Here is a 15,926-nt window from a genome sequence, read left to right as displayed (position 1 = left end):
CCCTTAAAAACATTGATGTTCCAAGGGTTTTGTTATTTTCTCTATCTCCCCTGCAGGAATCGAACCTGCAACTAATTCTTAGGAGGAATTTGTTATATCCATTTAACTAAGGGAAGGTTACCCTTCTATTGTAACCTAGAAGGGAAAGGATTGCAAGACTGGATTAGTCTGCTGCGTGCTTACGGTATTTTTCCATTTTGGCTTTGAACAATTCCCCATTGCTAGGTGCCGTGTAGGTAACCGCATTCGCTCCAGCCTCAATGACTGCGCGAATGCTGTCTTCGGTCGGACCGCCTGTTGCAATAATCGGAAATTCGGGGAAATCCTGACGAATCTTGGCCACAACCCGCGCAGTATCTGCTCCACAGGAAACATTGAGAATATCAACACCAGCCTCAATTCGGGCCTTAATATTTGATTTCTCAGAAACTACCGTATAGATGATAGGAATATCCACAACCTTGTTGATTTCCTGAATGGTATCAACATTGGTCGGACCATTGACAACAACCGCATAGGCACCTTCTGATTCCGAAAAGAGGCTCATATTAGCAGAGCGGAGACCTGTGGTCAAGCCACCACCCACACCTGCAAGTACAGGAACTGAAGCTACCAGCATGATGCTCTTCAGGATAGCTGGACTAGGCGTAAAAGGATAGACTGCTAGCACAGCGTCCGCATTATGATTGGCAATAATCGCAACATCCGTCGTAAACAAAATCGAGCGGATTCTGCGTCCGTAAATCATGATACCGCTACATTCTTTGATAATATTAGGCATCTGCACAATATCCTGGCGCAAATCTGACAAGATTGACGGTGGAACTGGCTTGGTCATAGGTCACCTCCATTTATATATTTTAGAACATCAAGACTAGTCGCAAAAGGAAACTCCTCATCTCAGCAAGAACATTTCCCATCCTTAGCTGAAAATTGAAAACCTGATGTCCACTTATACTTCTAGCTTAGTTAGATTTCGGTTTAATAATATTCATTATAACACATTTTTATCAGGAATGGGAAGCTATCCCTGAAAAAATCAAAAAATCCGGAAGATCGTCCGGATCCTTTGAACTATTTGGTAGATTTGCGAACCTTAATGCCGTGATTCAGAATGACTTCACGGTTTTCCAATTCTTCCTTGTGCATGATTTTGGTCAGCATCCGCATGGCAATGGCACCAATATCATACAATGGCTGATTGATAGAAGTCAGGTTAGGTCGTGTAAACTTGGTCACCAGTGAATCATCGCTTGTAATGATTTCAAAATCTTCTGGAACGCTGAGACCCTTGTCTGAAATACCATTCAAGAGACCTGCTGCAATTTCATCTTCTGCCACCAAGGCTGCCGTCGCACCTGCGTTCAAGATACGTTCAGCAAGAGCATAGCCTTCTTCATACTTATACTTAGATTCAAAGACTAGGCCTTCGCTAAAGTCCAAGCCCGCTTCTTGCAAGCCATCCTTATAACCAGCAAAGCGGACCTTGCCATTGATATCATCAACCAACGGTCCAGATACAAAGGCGATTTTCTTGTTGTTTTTAGCCAACAGGGTAACCGCATCCTTGCTTGCTACAGCGTAGTCAATGTTAACGCTCGGCAATTGTTTTTCCAAATCAACCGTACCAGCCAGAACGATCGGTGTACGTGAACGAGAAAACTCCGCACGAATCTTATCTGTCAAATGGTAGCCCATAAAAATGATACCATCCACCTGTTTTGAAAAGAGGGTGTTGACCACATTAATCTCTTTTTCATCGTTCTCATCGCTATTGGCAAGGACGATATTATACTTATACATATCAGCAATGTCATCAATCCCCTTAGCCAGGGTTGCAAAGTAGGCGTTAGCAATATTTGGGATAACCACACCAACAGTCGTCGTCTTCTTGCTGGCCAAGCCACGGGCAACGGCGTTAGGACGGTAATCCAAGCGCTCGATGACCTCTAAGACTTTTTTGCGGGTATTTTCCTTAACGTTCTTATTTCCATTGACAACGCGGGAAACGGTCGCCATAGAGACCCCGGCTTCGCGGGCAACGTCATATATCGTTACCGTATCATCAGTATTCAACATATTTGTGTTTCCTTTCATCTTTCTTTTTCTATGAAAATTACGCTTTCACTCTCTTATAGTGTATCACTTTTTGTAAACACTTTCAAGAGAAAAATAGGACTTTTTTCGCTAGGACTTGCAAATTTTTTGATTTTTTGAAACAATAGTCCATATAATAAACGAAAATTTCATTTTTCTTATCATCAAAAGAAAGGTATGCCTATGTCTAAATTACAATATGTACAAGATTACCTAGAAAACAATCAACTTGAATTGGCCATTTTCTCAGATCCTTCCAGTATCTACTACCTGACCGGCTATCACGCTGACCCACACGAACGCCACATGTTCCTCTTTGTCATGCCAGACCATGAACCGCTCCTCTTCCTACCAGCTCTCGATGTCGAGCGCGCTCGTGCAACTGTTTCATTCCCCGTAGCTGGCTACATGGATTCTGAAAATCCTTGGAAAATCATCCAGGCAAGTCTGCCAAGCAAGACCTTCAAGACTATCGGTGCTGAATTTGACAATATGAATTTGTCCCGCTACCATGGTCTCCAGTCTATTTTTAATCAGCCTTTCTCAGACATCACTCCGCTGATCAATACCATGAAATTGATTAAATCCCGCGATGAAATTGAAAAAATGTTTATCGCAGGTGAATTTGCGGACAAGGCCATGCAGGTCGGATTTGACAATATTTCCCTTCATGTCACCGAGACTGACATTATCGCCCAGATTGAATTTGAAATGAAAAAACAAGGCATTTCAAAAATGAGTTTCGATACCATGGTCTTGACAGGCAACAATGCTGCCAACCCTCACGGTATTCCAGGAACAAACCGCATCGAAAACGATGCTCTGCTATTGTTCGACCTAGGCGTCGAAACCTTGGGCTACACCTCTGATATGACGCGGACAGTCGCTGTTGGCAAGCCAGACCAGTTCAAGAAAGACATCTATAACCTGACCCTTGAGGCCCACATGGCTGCGGTTGAGATGATCAAGCCGGGCGTGACTGCTGGGGAGATTGACCACGCTGCTCGGTCTGTCATTGAAAAGGCCGGTTATGGCGACTACTTCAACCATCGTCTTGGGCACGGTCTGGGCATGAGCGTCCATGAGTTTCCGTCGATTATGGAGGGCAATGACCTGGTCATCGAGGAAGGCATGTGTTTCTCTGTTGAGCCTGGTATCTATATTCCTGGCAAGGTCGGCGTCCGCATTGAGGATTGCGGGCATGTGACCGAGAACGGCTTTAACGTCTTTACCAAAACGCCTAAAGAACTCCTGTATTTTGAAGGATAAAACAAATATAAAAAAGCCCTATTATGTACTGACCCCCAAAAGTTGGACAAATAATTATTGAAAGGATTTAGTTCTGTATTGGACAGGACTAAGTCCTTTTAATTTTGCTTTGATGCGTTTGTTGTTGTAGTAAAAAATATAGTCTGTAATGGCTTGCTCAAGCTCATCAAGCGACTGGTAAGATGTCTCAAATCCATAGAACATCTCTGATTTGAGTATCCCAAAGAAGGATTCCATCATGCCATTATCTGGACTATTTCCCTTGCGGGACATGGACGGACGAATGCCTTTGGTTTCCAAAAAGTAATGGTAAGATTGGTGCTGGTATTGCCAACCTTGATCGCTGTGAAGAATAGTCCCACTGTATAAATCTGCTGGAAAAGCCTTCGCAAGCATGGTTTGAACCTGTTTCAAGTCAGGTGACCGAGACAAGGTAAAATCAATAATCTCACTATTATAGCCATCAAGAACAGGTGATAAGTAAAGTTTACCCTCCGGCAAAGCAAACTCCGTCACATCGGTATAACACTTTTCATAAGGCTTAGAGCCTTCAAACTGACGTTTAATCAGATTATCAGCCTTCTTACCAACCTCACCTTTGTAAGAAGCATACTTGCGTTTACGACGAATACGAGCGGTCAAGCCCAACTCTTTCATCAAACGCTGCACCTTCTTGTGGTTGATGATGAAACCACGATTTCGTAATTCTAAATGAATCCGACGATAGCCATAATTACCTTTATGGTAATCATAAATGGCTTGAATTTCAGCCTTAATTGCTTTGTTCTTGTCGGGTTTATCCAGTTGCTTGACTTGATAATAGTAAGTTGAGCGAGGCATTTTAGCTGTCGCAAGTAGGAGGTCTAGTCGGAATCCTCCTTGGACCATATCTCTAATTGTTTCTGCTGTTCGCGCACGAGTGTTTCGTCCCTCAAGCGAAGTTCTCTCAACTTTTTTAGGAAGGCCACCTCAGTTCGAAGACGTTCATTTTCCTCTTGAAGGCGCTCTAATTCAGTCATCTCTTCCCAGGTTTTCTTGCGTTTACGTCCCATCTTGCTCGGTCTCCCTCTTGGTTTTTCAAGAATAGTATACCCGTTTTTCTTGTATTGTGCTATCCAATTGGGAAGCATTCCTCGATTTGAAAGAGCATAATCAAGGGAAACTGAGAGTTGAGAACACCCATGAATCAAGACCTTATCCATTATTTCTTGCTTTAGTTCAGGTGAATAATACCTATTTTTACCTTTTTTAACGATTTCCACGCCATATCGATCCATGAGATTTATCATGTAGGTGAGATTGGCAATAGTGACCTTGTATATCTGGCTAAGGTTGACCCACGACACGCCACTCTTTCTCAGCTCATATATTTCTAGTTTATCTTCATAACTTAATTTCATAAGAAAAACACCCCAATCGTTAGATTTTGTGTCTAACTTTTGGGGTGCAGTTCAATAAGCTAGGGCTTTTTTCAGTCAACAAGAATTAACAGATGTCACTTAATGTTGTTTTTTCTAAAGCTATACAGTCCAAAAACAAAGCTACTAATGCCGACTAAAATTACAGTAGCAGATGTCCGCTCACCTGTCGAAGGTAGTACTTTCTTTTGAGTACCCGACAGAGGCGTTACTCCACCAGCCATATTCGACTCAGTTGTCGAACTTGTGCTTAACTCTTCCGTAGTAGTTGTGCTGGCACTTGGCTCTTCTGTAGTTGTGCTAGTACTTGGCTCTTCTGTAGTTGTGCTGGTACTTGGCTCTTCTGTAGTTGTGCTTGATGCGTCGTAGATGGCTTCTCCAGTCGCATTTTTCCAATAAGCTGTATCTGTTTTGACTTCAGGATACTCTGCTGATGTAAAACTTGCTACGTTAGTGATTTCTGCTGTACCGAACGGAATGAGAGTCATATAAGATAGGACAATCTGATCTTGACTTGGAGTAGCAAAACTTGCGTCAACCTTTGTTAAATCCAAGGTAAAACCATTATCTGACCACTCGATAACATCCATGATCTGACTGCTATTTGCAACAACTTGTCCATTGCGAACGAGTGAGAATGATTGTTTCAAGTAAGAACCATTGAAAAGGCTAGCATAATCAATTGTTTGCCCCGCTCCATTTGTAAAGCCTGAAAAATCAGTTACAACTGTACCATTCATCTGATCACGGATAACAAGTTGGGAGAGGTCTGCTTTGGTTGCATCTCCATTAATACTGATATGCCACCAAGAAAGATAATCCTTCCCAGTATTCATCCAAGGTCCCCAGTTACCATTAAGTTTGAAATCCTTAGTCACATGAGAGCCTGTTTGGTTATACTTATTAACGAGAGTTTCAAAAGGTATCGGTCCGGTTCCAGTCTTTTTGATGACAATTGATTCTGTTCCGACAGTAACCTCTGCTGTAATCGTCTCACCTTCGGTTGGTTGGGTCTTGAATATGACATTGAAAGCCATAGAGCCCGAGCCGTTAGTATCACCTGTCACAGCATCATTGAAGGTAACCGTCACCTTGTCTCCACTCGGGACAGCCTGACCGATAACCACTCCGTTTTGAGTGACATCAAAAGGAATGAGATTAGCTGTCTCTAGTTCTGCCGGCAAGTCAATCGTAAAAGTGTCTCCTGATTTAGCCGCTAGACCACTGAGGTTGTAGTCAAAAGAAATACGATAAGTATTTGCAACAGTTTCCTGTTGTAAATTACTAATAACTGGTGTTAATTCTGCAGCTGCTACAGATTGTACACTAAATGTGGAAACAATCGTTCCAAACAGTAGGGTCAAGAGCATTACAACTCTTGTCCAGGTCATTTTATTGGTAGTTGAATGAACCATAAAAATCCTCTCTATTTTTCATAAATTCTTATGTACTTTACTATAAATGTTATGATTTGTCAATCATCTACATTAAAAATTACGATTTGAGTGGTTATAACCGTATTTTTCCATGAAATCTTGGCGGAATTCCAAGAGATTGTCATCCATAATGGCCTGACGAACATTTTTCATGAGGTTAATCAAGAAGAAGAGATTGTGGTAGCTGGTCAAGCGGATACCAAAGGTCTCATCTGCCTTGAGCAAGTGACGCAGGTAGGCACGGCTGTAGTTTTTACAGGTGTAGCAATCACAATTGGGGTCAAGCGGGGTGAAATCTTCTGCGAATTGCGCATTTTTCACGACCAAGCGACCTTGGCTGGTCATGCAGGTGCCGTTACGGGCGATACGAGTTGGCAGCACGCAGTCAAACATATCGACACCACGAATAACCGCGTCGATCAAACTATCTGGTGCCCCAACTCCCATGAGGTAACGAGGCTTGTTTTCCGGCAAAAGCGGCGTTGTGAAATCCAAGACTGCATTCATCTCATCATGGGTCTCACCGACAGCCAAACCACCGATGGAATAGCCCGGAAAATCCATGCTGACCAGGTCGCTAGCTGATTGGCGACGGAGGTCTTCAAAACCAGCTCCTTGGACAATCCCGAAGAGCCCTTGGTCATGCGGGCGACGGTGAGCCTTTAGACCACGCTCCGCCCAACGGCTGGTCCGTTCAATGGACTTCTTGACATAGTCATACGGTTGGTAGAATTGCGGGCATTCATCAAAGCTCATCATGATGTCAGAACCAAGATTATTCTGGATGGAAATGGCTTTTTCCGGCGACAGGAACATCTTACTACCATTGAGATGGTTTTTAAAGGTCACACCTTCCTCGGAAATATTGCGGCTATCTGCCAGCGAATAAACCTGGAACCCGCCCGAATCCGTCAAAATCGGCTGGTCCCAATTCATGAATTTGTGGAGTCCACCGGCACGCGCAATCAGCTCATCACCAGGACGAAGCCAGAGATGATAGGTATTGGACAAAATAATGCCCGACCCCATTTCTTTCAGCTCCTCAGGCGACATGGTCTTGACCGTCGCTTGCGTTCCCACTGGCATAAACATAGGCGTTGGGAAGGTCCCGTGTGGCGTGATAATCTCACCCAAACGAGCACCTGTGTGCTTTTCTTTCTTGATCAAGCGATACTTGATTGGTACATCTGTCATATATATTTACCTCCTACCAGGAAAAACAGTCCTGGGAAAATCAACAGAGGCTCAGCTGAGCCTGCAACTAATCTAGTCTATCAAAATTTACCTTTCTTGTCACTTGAAACTGTGTTAAAATATGGAGGAAAGGAAGGCTTTATGTTTACACTATCATCTATTCGCCAAAAAGCTCGCCTGAGCCTGAGAAGGAATCCTACTAGCTTTAAAATCGTTTTGCTTCCTGTCCTGCTCACTCTGCTGATCAATCTATTTACAAATTCCCAGACAGATATGGAGCGTGTTGCAGACATTAGCCAGGACACCCAGGCTAGCATCTATTACCTACTGTCCATTTTAGGATTTACAAGCTTCTACAGGTTGCTCCTTGCCCTTCTGCTGCTCTCCGTCTCCTACAGCCTGTTCCTATTGATGTTGGGCAAAAAAACGACAGGGAAATTTTCTGATAGCCTAGCTATCTTCAGCCATCCATCATTTGGAAAATTCTTGGCGGTTTTCAGTTTAAAAACAATCCTGCTCATTCTCTGGGGCTTGATCTTCTACATCGGTTCCTTCTTGCTGCTAGGGTCTAGTATCCTCATCGGCAACCTGTCCGCAGAACTGCTTCAAGCCAACTCGGTTGAAGTACAGGAAAGCCTGACTGGCATGATAGCTATCGGCTTTTTGGTTTTTATAGCTGGTTTGTTCCTGGTCTGCATTGGTCTGGCCATCTATTTGCCACAGGTCTATGCCTATTCCCAGGCTGAGAACATTCTCTTCCAACTCTTGGAAGCGGACACTTATACCAGTGCCAGAGCCATTTTGAAGGAAAGCCGTCAATTGATGAAGGGCTACAAATGGAAACGATTCCTCTTGGATTTGAGCTTCTTGGGATGGCTTATCTTGACCATTATCACCGGCGGACTTGCGGATTTCTATGTTCTTCCCTATCACAAGACTGCCCAGATTTATTTCTATCAGGCTATTCTGGAAGAAAAAAGGACCAAATCAATATAATTCGACCATTCAAAAAGCGATGTCCGCTCACACTTTGCGGTATCGCTTTTTATTTATGTTCTCAGTTACTACTATGCTCCTGTCATGACCAAGTATTCAATCTTGATGCACTTGTTCATGACAATGGCAGAGCGACCAGCCTGACGCAGGATTTCTTCTGCTTCTTGGCTCTCCAAGCCCAGCTGAGACCAAAATATTTTAGCATCTGTTTGGATAAATTCACGCGCTACATCGGGCAAGAATTCACTGCGACGGAAAATATCGACAATGTCAATCGGCTGGTCAATATCCAGCAGACTAGCATAGACTGGCTCACCAAGAATGGTTTGGCCAACTGCCGTCGGATTAACAGGAATAATCTTGTAACCAGCCTCCTGCATGAGCTTGGAAACCCGATAGGATGTGGCATCCTCACGAGCAGACAAGCCCACAACCGCGATGGTCTTGGCGTTTCTCAGATAATCAAAGATGACATTCTGATCTGGATTTTGAAAAGAATAGGTCATAACTTCCTCCTTTTAAGGGTGATAATGATAGACAAATAGGAAAATCAAGAGGTCAAGAGGCACACCAGGCGGATAAGCCTGACTTCTCTCTTGCTCAGTATCGAACGACCTGGCATTTGGGGAAAGAGGGCATCAAAACTGCCGTAGCAGCCAGACCTATATTGGCCAGATAGGCCATCTTGATCAGGCTTGCCAGTAGGAAGTCCAGAAATATAAGTCCTACCCCCAACAGAATCATTTCCCCATAGGTCCGTGTTTGTAGCCATTCTTGCATCATAGTCGTCCTCTGAGTGTTCTTATTTCTTAGAAAGGGAATAAACTACATCCTTAAGCTGACCGATAGCCTTCTTGAGTGCTGTCCGGTCCTTGTCCAAGCCTGGATCCAACGAGTAGTAGATAGAGCCTACAACAACAGAATCATCATACTCTCCAGTCGATTCCATCCGATAGAAGGTCAGGCGGGCCATTTTTTGATCGTTCATAATCTGACGGCCGGCCTTCCACTCCTGGTCATTGATGATCACAACTGACTGCTCAATGAAATTGTGCTTGGTTTCCGCCATACGGACAGCCAACTCTTCTTCGTTCATGTTAACACCTTCTTCCAGTGGTGACTTGTTGAAGGCATTGATATTGTAGAGTTGAACCATGTAGTTGTTAGCGCCTTCCTTGACATCGTAAACCGCAGCTAGGGTCTCGTCTTCTGTATTTTCTTTATTGATGGTCCAGTTGGCAGGCACATCGTAGTAGCGCCAATTTTCTTTGATATTGCCGTTTTCATCACGTTCCGCAACACCATTGTTGGCCGCATGTATCTTGTGACCTTTTTGCGTCTCATCAGCTGGCGGATTGTCATTGACAGCAACGACTGGGACATTGACAAGAACATTGAACTGTTCATTTGTGGTGTCTTGTTTTTCTTTTAAAATAGGCAATTGAGTTGAGAAATCATCACCCGAAGGATTGGTTCCCTTGTTTTCTTTCTTCTGGCCACAGCCAACGAGAATCACACTAAACAAGGCAAGTAGAAGAATTGATTTTTTCACGTTATTTCCTTTCTTATTTGGCTTCATACCAGGTCTGACCGGCATTTTCATCCGCAAGCAGTGGTACAGACAGGGCAATGGCGCTTTCCATCGTTTCCTTAACCATAGCTTTGACCGTTTCCAGCTCTGCCATTGGTACCTCCAAAACAATCTCATCATGGACCTGAAGGAGCATGCGGGTAGATAGACCAGCCTCGGTCAGGGCCTTGTCCAAGTTGATCATGGCCACCTTGAGAATGTCTGCGGCCGACCCTTGAATCGGTGAGTTGATGGCTGTCCGCTCCGCAAAATTCCGGACATTGAAGTTGCGAGAATTGATGTCTGGCAACTCACGGCGGCGCTTGTAAATGGTCTCGACATACCCCTTGTCACGCGCCTCGCGAACGATGGTCTCCATGTAATTCTTGATACCAGGGAAGCGTTCGAAATAAGTGTCGATGTAATTCTTAGCCTCTTTTCTCGTGATTCCGAGGTTGTTAGAAAGTCCGAAGTCAGAAATGCCGTAGACCACACCAAAGTTTACTGCCTTGGCATTGCGGCGGTCATTTGCTGTCACATCTTCTGCTTTTTCAATGCCGAAGACCCGCATAGCTGTCGAGGTATGAATATCTGCCCCCTGCTGGAAGGCCTCAATCAAGTGTTGGTCTTGAGAAATATGGGCCAATACACGCAATTCAATCTGTGAATAGTCTGATGCCAAGAGGACACTGTTTTCTAGCGAAGGAACAAAAGCCTTCCGAATCAAACGACCTTGTTCCAATCGAACAGGAATATTTTGCAGGTTAGGGTCCGTCGAAGATAGGCGACCTGTTTGTGTCAAATCCTGTACATAGCGAGTATGGATCTTACCGTCTTCTAAAATGGCATCCTGTAATCCGATAACATAGGTTGATTGGAGTTTTGTAATCTGACGGTAGTCCAAAATTTTCGACACGACTGGGGCAATAGGCGCCAGACGCTCCAGGACATCAACGGCCGTTGAATAGCCCGTCTTGGTCTTTTTAGTGTATTCCAATGGTAGGCCCATATCTTCAAAGAGAATAGTCCCTAGTTGCTTAGGCGAATTGATATTAAATTCTTGACCAGCTAATTCATAGATTTCCTTGGTCAGCTGCTCTATCAAGACTTCATTTTCAGCCTGCATGGCTTGGAGAGTCTCTTTTTCTACCTTGATACCGGCAATTTCCATCTTGGCAAGGACATCCGCCAGGGGCAATTCCATCTCGTAGAAGAGCTCCAATTGCTCATGTTCTTCGAGTTTTGCCAGCATAGCTTGCTCGGTCTCAATCAAGACCTGGACCTTACGAGCCAGATGCGGGAAGAATTCCTCACGGGCTGGTAGGGCCAATTTGGCTCCCTTACCATAGACCGCCTCATCTGGCACTAAGCTAGTCTTACCGTAGAGGTTGGCAATGGTGGTCAAGGTATTGTCCTCAACTGTTGACAGGAGATACTTGGCCAAGCGACTGTCAAAACTGGCAAGAGGGAGGTTCAGGCTCTTTCTAGCCAAGAGAACCTTACCACGCTTGAAATCATAGGTCTTAATGGTCTGATGTTCCAAGAAATCACGCAGGATAGGGTTGTCCAGTAATTCTGGACCACCGACATAAATCCCGTCCTTATCGCCCCAGGCCAGGCCAACAATCTCCTCTCGGTGGTAATTTTCACCTAGAATCTCAAAATAGAAGAACTGGTCCTTCTTAAGCATATCAGCCGTCACATCTGTAACCGTTTGGAAATCCAGTGCTACTTCCTCTTGGGTCTCGGTCACTCCCAGCTGGGCCCTGAGTTGCTTAAAGCCCATGTCATCGTAGAATTGAGCCAGCTCCTCAATATTTGGGCCAGTGTAGGCAATGTCGTCCAGGCCAATCTCAATCGGAGCATTGGTATCAATGGTCGCAAGGGTCTTAGACAGGAAGGCCTGGTCCTTGTCGTTGATGAGGTTTTCCTTCATCTTGGAGGCCTTCATGCTGTCGATATTTTCGTAAATTCCCTCTAAGCTGCCGTGTTCAATGAGGAGCTTGAGACCCGTCTTTTCACCGATTTTAGTCACTCCAGGGATATTATCCGACTTATCCCCCATGAGGGCCTTGAGGTCGATAAACTGGGCTGGGGTAATCCCCATTTTTTCCATGAGGTAGGCTGGGGTAAATTCCTCAAATTCTGCCACGCCTTTCTTGGAAATCTCCACAACTGTATTTTCATCTGTCAGCTGGATCAAGTCCTTGTCACCACTGACAATGGTTACATCAAAAGGAGTCTCTATCCGCTCTGCCATTTTGTCCAAGGTACCGATAATATCATCTGCCTCGTACTGCGCCAGCTCATAGTGCTTGACCCCCATGGCATCCAGCATCTGGCGGATAAAAGGAAACTGCTCGCGGAACTCGTCCGGTGTCTTGGCGCGGCCCGCCTTGTAGTCGGCGTACATCTCCGTCCGGAAGGTGGTCTTACCAGCGTCAAATGCCACCAAAATATGTGTCGGCTGGACCCGCTTCATCATGTGGTCCAACATGAGGTTAAAGCCATAAATCGCGTTGGTATGGAGCCCAGTCGGACTCTTAAAACGGTCAATTTGGTTATAGAGTGCAAAGAAAGCACGGAAGGCTACAGAAGAGCCGTCGATTAGTAAAAGCTTGTTTTTATTCATAGGTCTATTATAGCATGAAAAGGAGGTTTTAGTGGGCTGGGGAGGGCTGGAAAAAGAAAAATCCTAGCTAGGCTGCTAGGACTTCCTGAAGGTTTCATCAAATAAATTCTACTCCACTGACTTGAGGGCTTCCAGCATGTCGACCTTTCTGAGCTGGTGGTTGACATACCAGCCCAAGCCTGCCAGAATGCCCACTATGGCTAGGACAGGGATGATGTAGACTTCTGCACCCACATGGGGATTAAAGCGAATGGAGTCTGAGCCAATCATGGCCAGGAGCAGGCGGTGCAGGTAAAAACCTGATACCAGACCGACCAGCACGCCAATCAAGGACAGGGCAATGGTTTCCCGATAGATATACATGGTCACTTCCTTATTGTGGAAGCCCAGCACCCGAATGGTAGACAGCTCCCGGATTCGCTCGGACATGTTGATGATGGTCAGATTGTAGAGGATGACCAAGCCCAGCAGGATAGAGAGGACCACTAAGATAGTCATGACCGACTGCAGGGAGCCTGCCATGGCCGTCAGCATGTTCATGAGCGAGGTATTTTGCACCAGACTCTTGACTCCAGGCATGGCTAGGAGCTGACTGGCTGTATCTTGGACCTGGTCGACTTGCCCCCGCTTGAGCTGGACCAGATGGCCATTAGCCGTCCGCCGCTTGCCCGTCACCTGCTCATAGTAGGCGTCCGTCATATATATGAAGTGACCCGCATACATCTCGGCCACATCGGCCACACGGACGGTCACTTGCTCATCTTCCAGAGTCATCTTGAGCTTATCACCCCTTCCGACACCGTAGAGCTGGGCCAGTTTTTCCGTTAGGACAATGCCCCTGCCACTAAGCTGGATGGACTGACCAGCCTTATTTTCCAGGCTGACCAGATTTCCTACATCCTCTCTGTCCGTCACATAGATACCAACAGACAGGTTTTTTTTCTCATCGCCAATCTGCAGGGTCTGATTGGCCTGTTCAAAGGCAATTGGCAAGGACTGGCGGACCTGGTTTGACTGGAGAAAGGCAGTCAACTTGTCCAAGTCCTCCTCAGAAGCTCTGCCATTTTCCACCACCAGTAGGTCATAATGGAGCAGGTCCCCAAACTGGCGATCGACCACCCCAGAGATAGAGGAACGAATCCCCAGACCGCCAAAGAGGAGGGCGACGGTGCCGGCCACGCCAAAGATGGTCATGAGCATGCGGAGCTTGTAGCGGAAGATATTGCGGGCTGTCACCTTGTGAGTAAAGCTGAGACGAGACCAGACTGCCTGCCACTTCTCCAAAAGAATCTTGGAGCCCGCTGCTGGAGGTTTGGGCAGGAGCAAATGGGCTGGCTTTTCCTTGAGTTCCCGGTGGGCCACCAGATAGGCCGGCAGGACCGAGGAAATGAGGGACAGGACCAGGGCTAGCAGGGTCCAGAGGGGATAGAAATGGAGCTTGGCAGGGCCAATCACCGTGGTCTTGGTGATGATATCCGAAATCATGGGCGACAGGACGAAATTGCCTGCCAAAATACCAACCAAGGTGCCCAATAGACCGGCACCTAGACCATAGAGGATGAACTTGGTCATAATCTGACGGTTGGTGTAGCCCAGGGCCTTGAAGAGACCCGACTGGCTGCGCTCCTCATCGACAAATCGAGCCATAGTGGTAAAGGTAACCAGGGCCGCTACCAGATAGAGGACTACTGGGAAGACATTACCCACTGCGGCAATAGAGCGAGTAGCATTGCTGTAGGTCGTATAGCCGTCTCCACCTGGTAGGCTGGACCGAGTAAAGACCTGATAGGGTGATTTCTCCAGCTTGGTCAAGTCTTCCTTGGCATGGGCCAATTCATCCTCGGCCTCCTTGATGTCCTTGGTGGCATCTGCTTTTTTGCTGCTGAGCTCTGCTTGGGCCTGGCTCAAGTCCTGGTCCGCCTGATTGAGACGGAGAGCCTCTTGATTGAGGGTCAAACTGGATGATTCCAGAAGACTAGCCCCCCATTCATAATCAGCGAGACCAGCCTGATAGGCTGCCAGGCCTTGCTCGTATTGTGCCAGACCCGCCTGGTATTGGGCTAGACCTGCTTGGTGCTGGGCGTTCCATTCATTGAAGCTGGCAAGACCTGCCTCGTACTCGCCTAACTTAGCTTGGTAGAGGCTGTAGCCTGACATGTAGGACTGATAGGCTGTGTCGTAATCCGCAGCATTGGGATCCAATTTTTCTAGGTCTGCATCCAGCTGGGCCTTGGCCTGGTTAAGCTGATTGGCAGATACTTCCAGCTGGGCATAGTTTTCTTCTAGGAAGGCACCTGTCTGGTCCAGCTGGAGCTTGCTGGCATCCAACTCTGCTTTGCTGGCTTCTAATTGGGCCTTGCTGACCATGAGTTGGTCATAGGCCGCTTGCAATTCTGCTTCAGATTGGATGAGCTTGGCTCTGCCACGGGCAAATTCTGACCGACCCGTTTCCAGCTGCTCTTTACCAGACTGGAGGTCCTGCTCTGCCTTTTCCAAATCAGCCTTGGCCTTAGAAATATCCTGCTCTCCCTTGGCAATCTCTTCCTGGCCTTCCGACTGGATGCTGGCCAAACGGAGCTCGTCGTTATCAGACAGGAGCTTTTCCAAGTCTTCCTGGTGCTGCTCCAACTTGTCTTCATAGGCTGGACTGGCATAATCCAAGCCTGCCAAATCATCGTAGCGGATCCGGGCAATGGTGTAAACATCCGAGTCGAAGGCTTCTTCCATGACCAGACCGTAGCCAGCCAGCTGCCCATTGCCGCTAGAGGCCAGACCCATGGTCGTGTTGTCCAAGATTTCCGAAGAGGCCACAAAGCCAACTACCTTGAACTGTTTTTGCGTGAGAATGGTTCCACCCTTGTCTGGCTCCGTCATGTCTATCCTGTCACCGATTTTGAAGGATGATTGAAGCGAGGGGGACAGGGCAATTTCGTCTTTTTGCTTGGGAAAATTTCCTTCCAAGAGCTGATAGCCTGAAATGGTCGGACTGGCCGAAAAGAGGCGAACTGCCTGGTCCTTTTCAAGAGTCACATCCTTAAAATATCCAGCCTCAACCCGCGCACCCTCGACAGACTCTAGCTCCTTGATGTCATCCTGAGAAATTCCCAGACCAGATAGGACAGCCAAGTCCATGGTCTGATGCTCTTGCAAATACGCCTGGGCAGTTCTCTCCATATTTGGGGCTGTAACCTTGAGCCCTGTCAGAGCAAGTGCTCCCAGCATCATGAGGCTAAAGATAGACAGGAAACGCCCCTTGGAAGTCGTCAGGGCCTGACCAATGTCCTTCCAATAAATCTTCTTTTTCATAGCCACCT

At 46.4% G+C, this 15,926-nt stretch carries 12 protein-coding genes and 1 tRNA gene; 2 read left to right on the top strand and 11 right to left on the bottom strand.

Translation table 11 applies throughout. The features are described from left to right. Positions 1-44: 44 nt before the first annotated feature. From AB1F57_RS05020 to ccpA, 3 genes are all read right to left on the bottom strand, one after another. Positions 45-116 (bottom strand) — tRNA-Arg (locus AB1F57_RS05020). Between the two features lie 47 nt (positions 117-163). Next, complete coding sequence (locus tag AB1F57_RS05015) at positions 164-838, bottom strand: hydrolase (RefSeq protein ID WP_105160575.1); 675 nt, start codon at positions 836-838, stop codon at positions 164-166. Positions 839-1,074: 236 nt separating this feature from the next. Beyond that, a complete protein-coding gene (gene ccpA / locus AB1F57_RS05010) occupies positions 1,075-2,076 on the bottom strand; it encodes a catabolite control protein A (protein ID WP_280921716.1) in 1,002 nt (333 codons plus the stop codon). A 204-nt stretch (positions 2,077-2,280) separates the two neighbouring features. On the opposite strand from ccpA, the gene AB1F57_RS05005 reads away from it, so the two are divergent. Continuing rightward, positions 2,281-3,366: a Xaa-Pro peptidase family protein gene (locus tag AB1F57_RS05005; RefSeq protein WP_174852878.1), complete on the top strand. Its 1,086-nt coding sequence runs from the start codon at positions 2,281-2,283 to the stop codon at positions 3,364-3,366. A gap of 54 nt (positions 3,367-3,420) precedes the next feature. Here AB1F57_RS05005 and AB1F57_RS05000 read toward each other — a convergent pair. From AB1F57_RS05000 to tgt, 3 genes are all read right to left on the bottom strand, one after another. After that, a protein-coding gene (locus AB1F57_RS05000) for an IS3 family transposase (RefSeq protein ID WP_367985732.1) occupies positions 3,421-4,766 on the bottom strand; the annotation gives its coding sequence in 2 pieces (ribosomal slippage) (positions 3,421-4,325 and positions 4,325-4,766; 1,347 coding nt in all). A gap of 95 nt (positions 4,767-4,861) precedes the next feature. After that, positions 4,862-6,199, bottom strand: coding sequence for an Ig-like domain-containing protein (locus tag AB1F57_RS04995; protein WP_367986180.1), 1,338 nt, complete (start codon positions 6,197-6,199; stop codon positions 4,862-4,864). 72 nt (positions 6,200-6,271) lie between these two features. After that, positions 6,272-7,414: a tRNA guanosine(34) transglycosylase Tgt gene (tgt, locus tag AB1F57_RS04990; protein WP_167786359.1), complete on the bottom strand. Its 1,143-nt coding sequence runs from the start codon at positions 7,412-7,414 to the stop codon at positions 6,272-6,274. A gap of 141 nt (positions 7,415-7,555) precedes the next feature. Here tgt and AB1F57_RS04985 point away from each other — a divergent pair, with 141 nt between their 5' ends. After that, on the top strand, positions 7,556-8,410 hold the full coding sequence (locus AB1F57_RS04985; RefSeq protein WP_105136905.1) for a DUF975 family protein: 855 nt from the start codon (positions 7,556-7,558) through the stop codon (positions 8,408-8,410). Positions 8,411-8,481: 71 nt separating this feature from the next. Here AB1F57_RS04985 and AB1F57_RS04980 read toward each other — a convergent pair whose 3' ends face one another. From AB1F57_RS04980 to AB1F57_RS04960, 5 genes are all read right to left on the bottom strand, one after another. Beyond that, the gene (locus tag AB1F57_RS04980; RefSeq protein WP_105136904.1) at positions 8,482-8,916 is read right to left on the bottom strand and encodes a CoA-binding protein; all 435 of its coding nucleotides are present in this window, start codon (positions 8,914-8,916) and stop codon (positions 8,482-8,484) included. A 44-nt stretch (positions 8,917-8,960) separates the two neighbouring features. Then, positions 8,961-9,182: a hypothetical protein gene (locus AB1F57_RS04975; RefSeq protein ID WP_153050956.1), complete on the bottom strand. Its 222-nt coding sequence runs from the start codon at positions 9,180-9,182 to the stop codon at positions 8,961-8,963. 30 nt (positions 9,183-9,212) lie between these two features. Further along, on the bottom strand, positions 9,213-9,989 hold the full coding sequence (locus AB1F57_RS04970; protein WP_367986179.1) for a glucose-6-phosphate isomerase: 777 nt from the start codon (positions 9,987-9,989) through the stop codon (positions 9,213-9,215). Next, positions 9,976-12,612 carry a DNA polymerase I gene (gene polA / locus AB1F57_RS04965; RefSeq protein WP_167786361.1) on the bottom strand — a complete coding sequence of 879 codons (2,637 nt, stop codon included), beginning with the start codon at positions 12,610-12,612 and terminating at the stop codon, positions 9,976-9,978. The genes AB1F57_RS04970 and polA overlap by 14 nt, the downstream gene beginning before the upstream one ends. A 108-nt stretch (positions 12,613-12,720) precedes the next feature. Continuing rightward, positions 12,721-15,918 carry an ABC transporter permease gene (locus AB1F57_RS04960; RefSeq protein ID WP_174852879.1) on the bottom strand — a complete coding sequence of 1,066 codons (3,198 nt, stop codon included), beginning with the start codon at positions 15,916-15,918 and terminating at the stop codon, positions 12,721-12,723. Positions 15,919-15,926 lie beyond the last annotated feature (8 nt).

Source organism: Streptococcus nasisuis (genome assembly GCF_040836615.1).
GTDB lineage: Bacteria > Bacillota > Bacilli > Lactobacillales > Streptococcaceae > Streptococcus > Streptococcus suis_V.
The sequence above is the reverse complement of the archived record's forward strand: the minus strand, read 5'-3'. Positions and strand labels throughout refer to the sequence as shown.

Coding starts and splice junctions, on each gene's coding strand:
- AB1F57_RS04960 (WP_174852879.1), bottom strand. CDS start 15,918: ATGAAAAAGAAGATTTATTGGAAGGACATTGGTCAGGCCCTGACGACT.
- tgt (WP_167786359.1), bottom strand. CDS start 7,414: ATGACAGATGTACCAATCAAGTATCGCTTGATCAAGAAAGAAAAGCAC.
- AB1F57_RS04985 (WP_105136905.1), top strand. CDS start 7,556: ATGTTTACACTATCATCTATTCGCCAAAAAGCTCGCCTGAGCCTGAGA.
- polA (WP_167786361.1), bottom strand. CDS start 12,612: ATGAATAAAAACAAGCTTTTACTAATCGACGGCTCTTCTGTAGCCTTC.
- AB1F57_RS05015 (WP_105160575.1), bottom strand. CDS start 838: ATGACCAAGCCAGTTCCACCGTCAATCTTGTCAGATTTGCGCCAGGAT.
- AB1F57_RS04980 (WP_105136904.1), bottom strand. CDS start 8,916: ATGACCTATTCTTTTCAAAATCCAGATCAGAATGTCATCTTTGATTAT.
- AB1F57_RS04970 (WP_367986179.1), bottom strand. CDS start 9,989: ATGAAGCCAAATAAGAAAGGAAATAACGTGAAAAAATCAATTCTTCTA.
- AB1F57_RS05005 (WP_174852878.1), top strand. CDS start 2,281: ATGTCTAAATTACAATATGTACAAGATTACCTAGAAAACAATCAACTT.
- AB1F57_RS04975 (WP_153050956.1), bottom strand. CDS start 9,182: ATGGCTACAAACACGGACCTATGGGGAAATGATTCTGTTGGGGGTAGG.
- AB1F57_RS04995 (WP_367986180.1), bottom strand. CDS start 6,199: ATGGTTCATTCAACTACCAATAAAATGACCTGGACAAGAGTTGTAATG.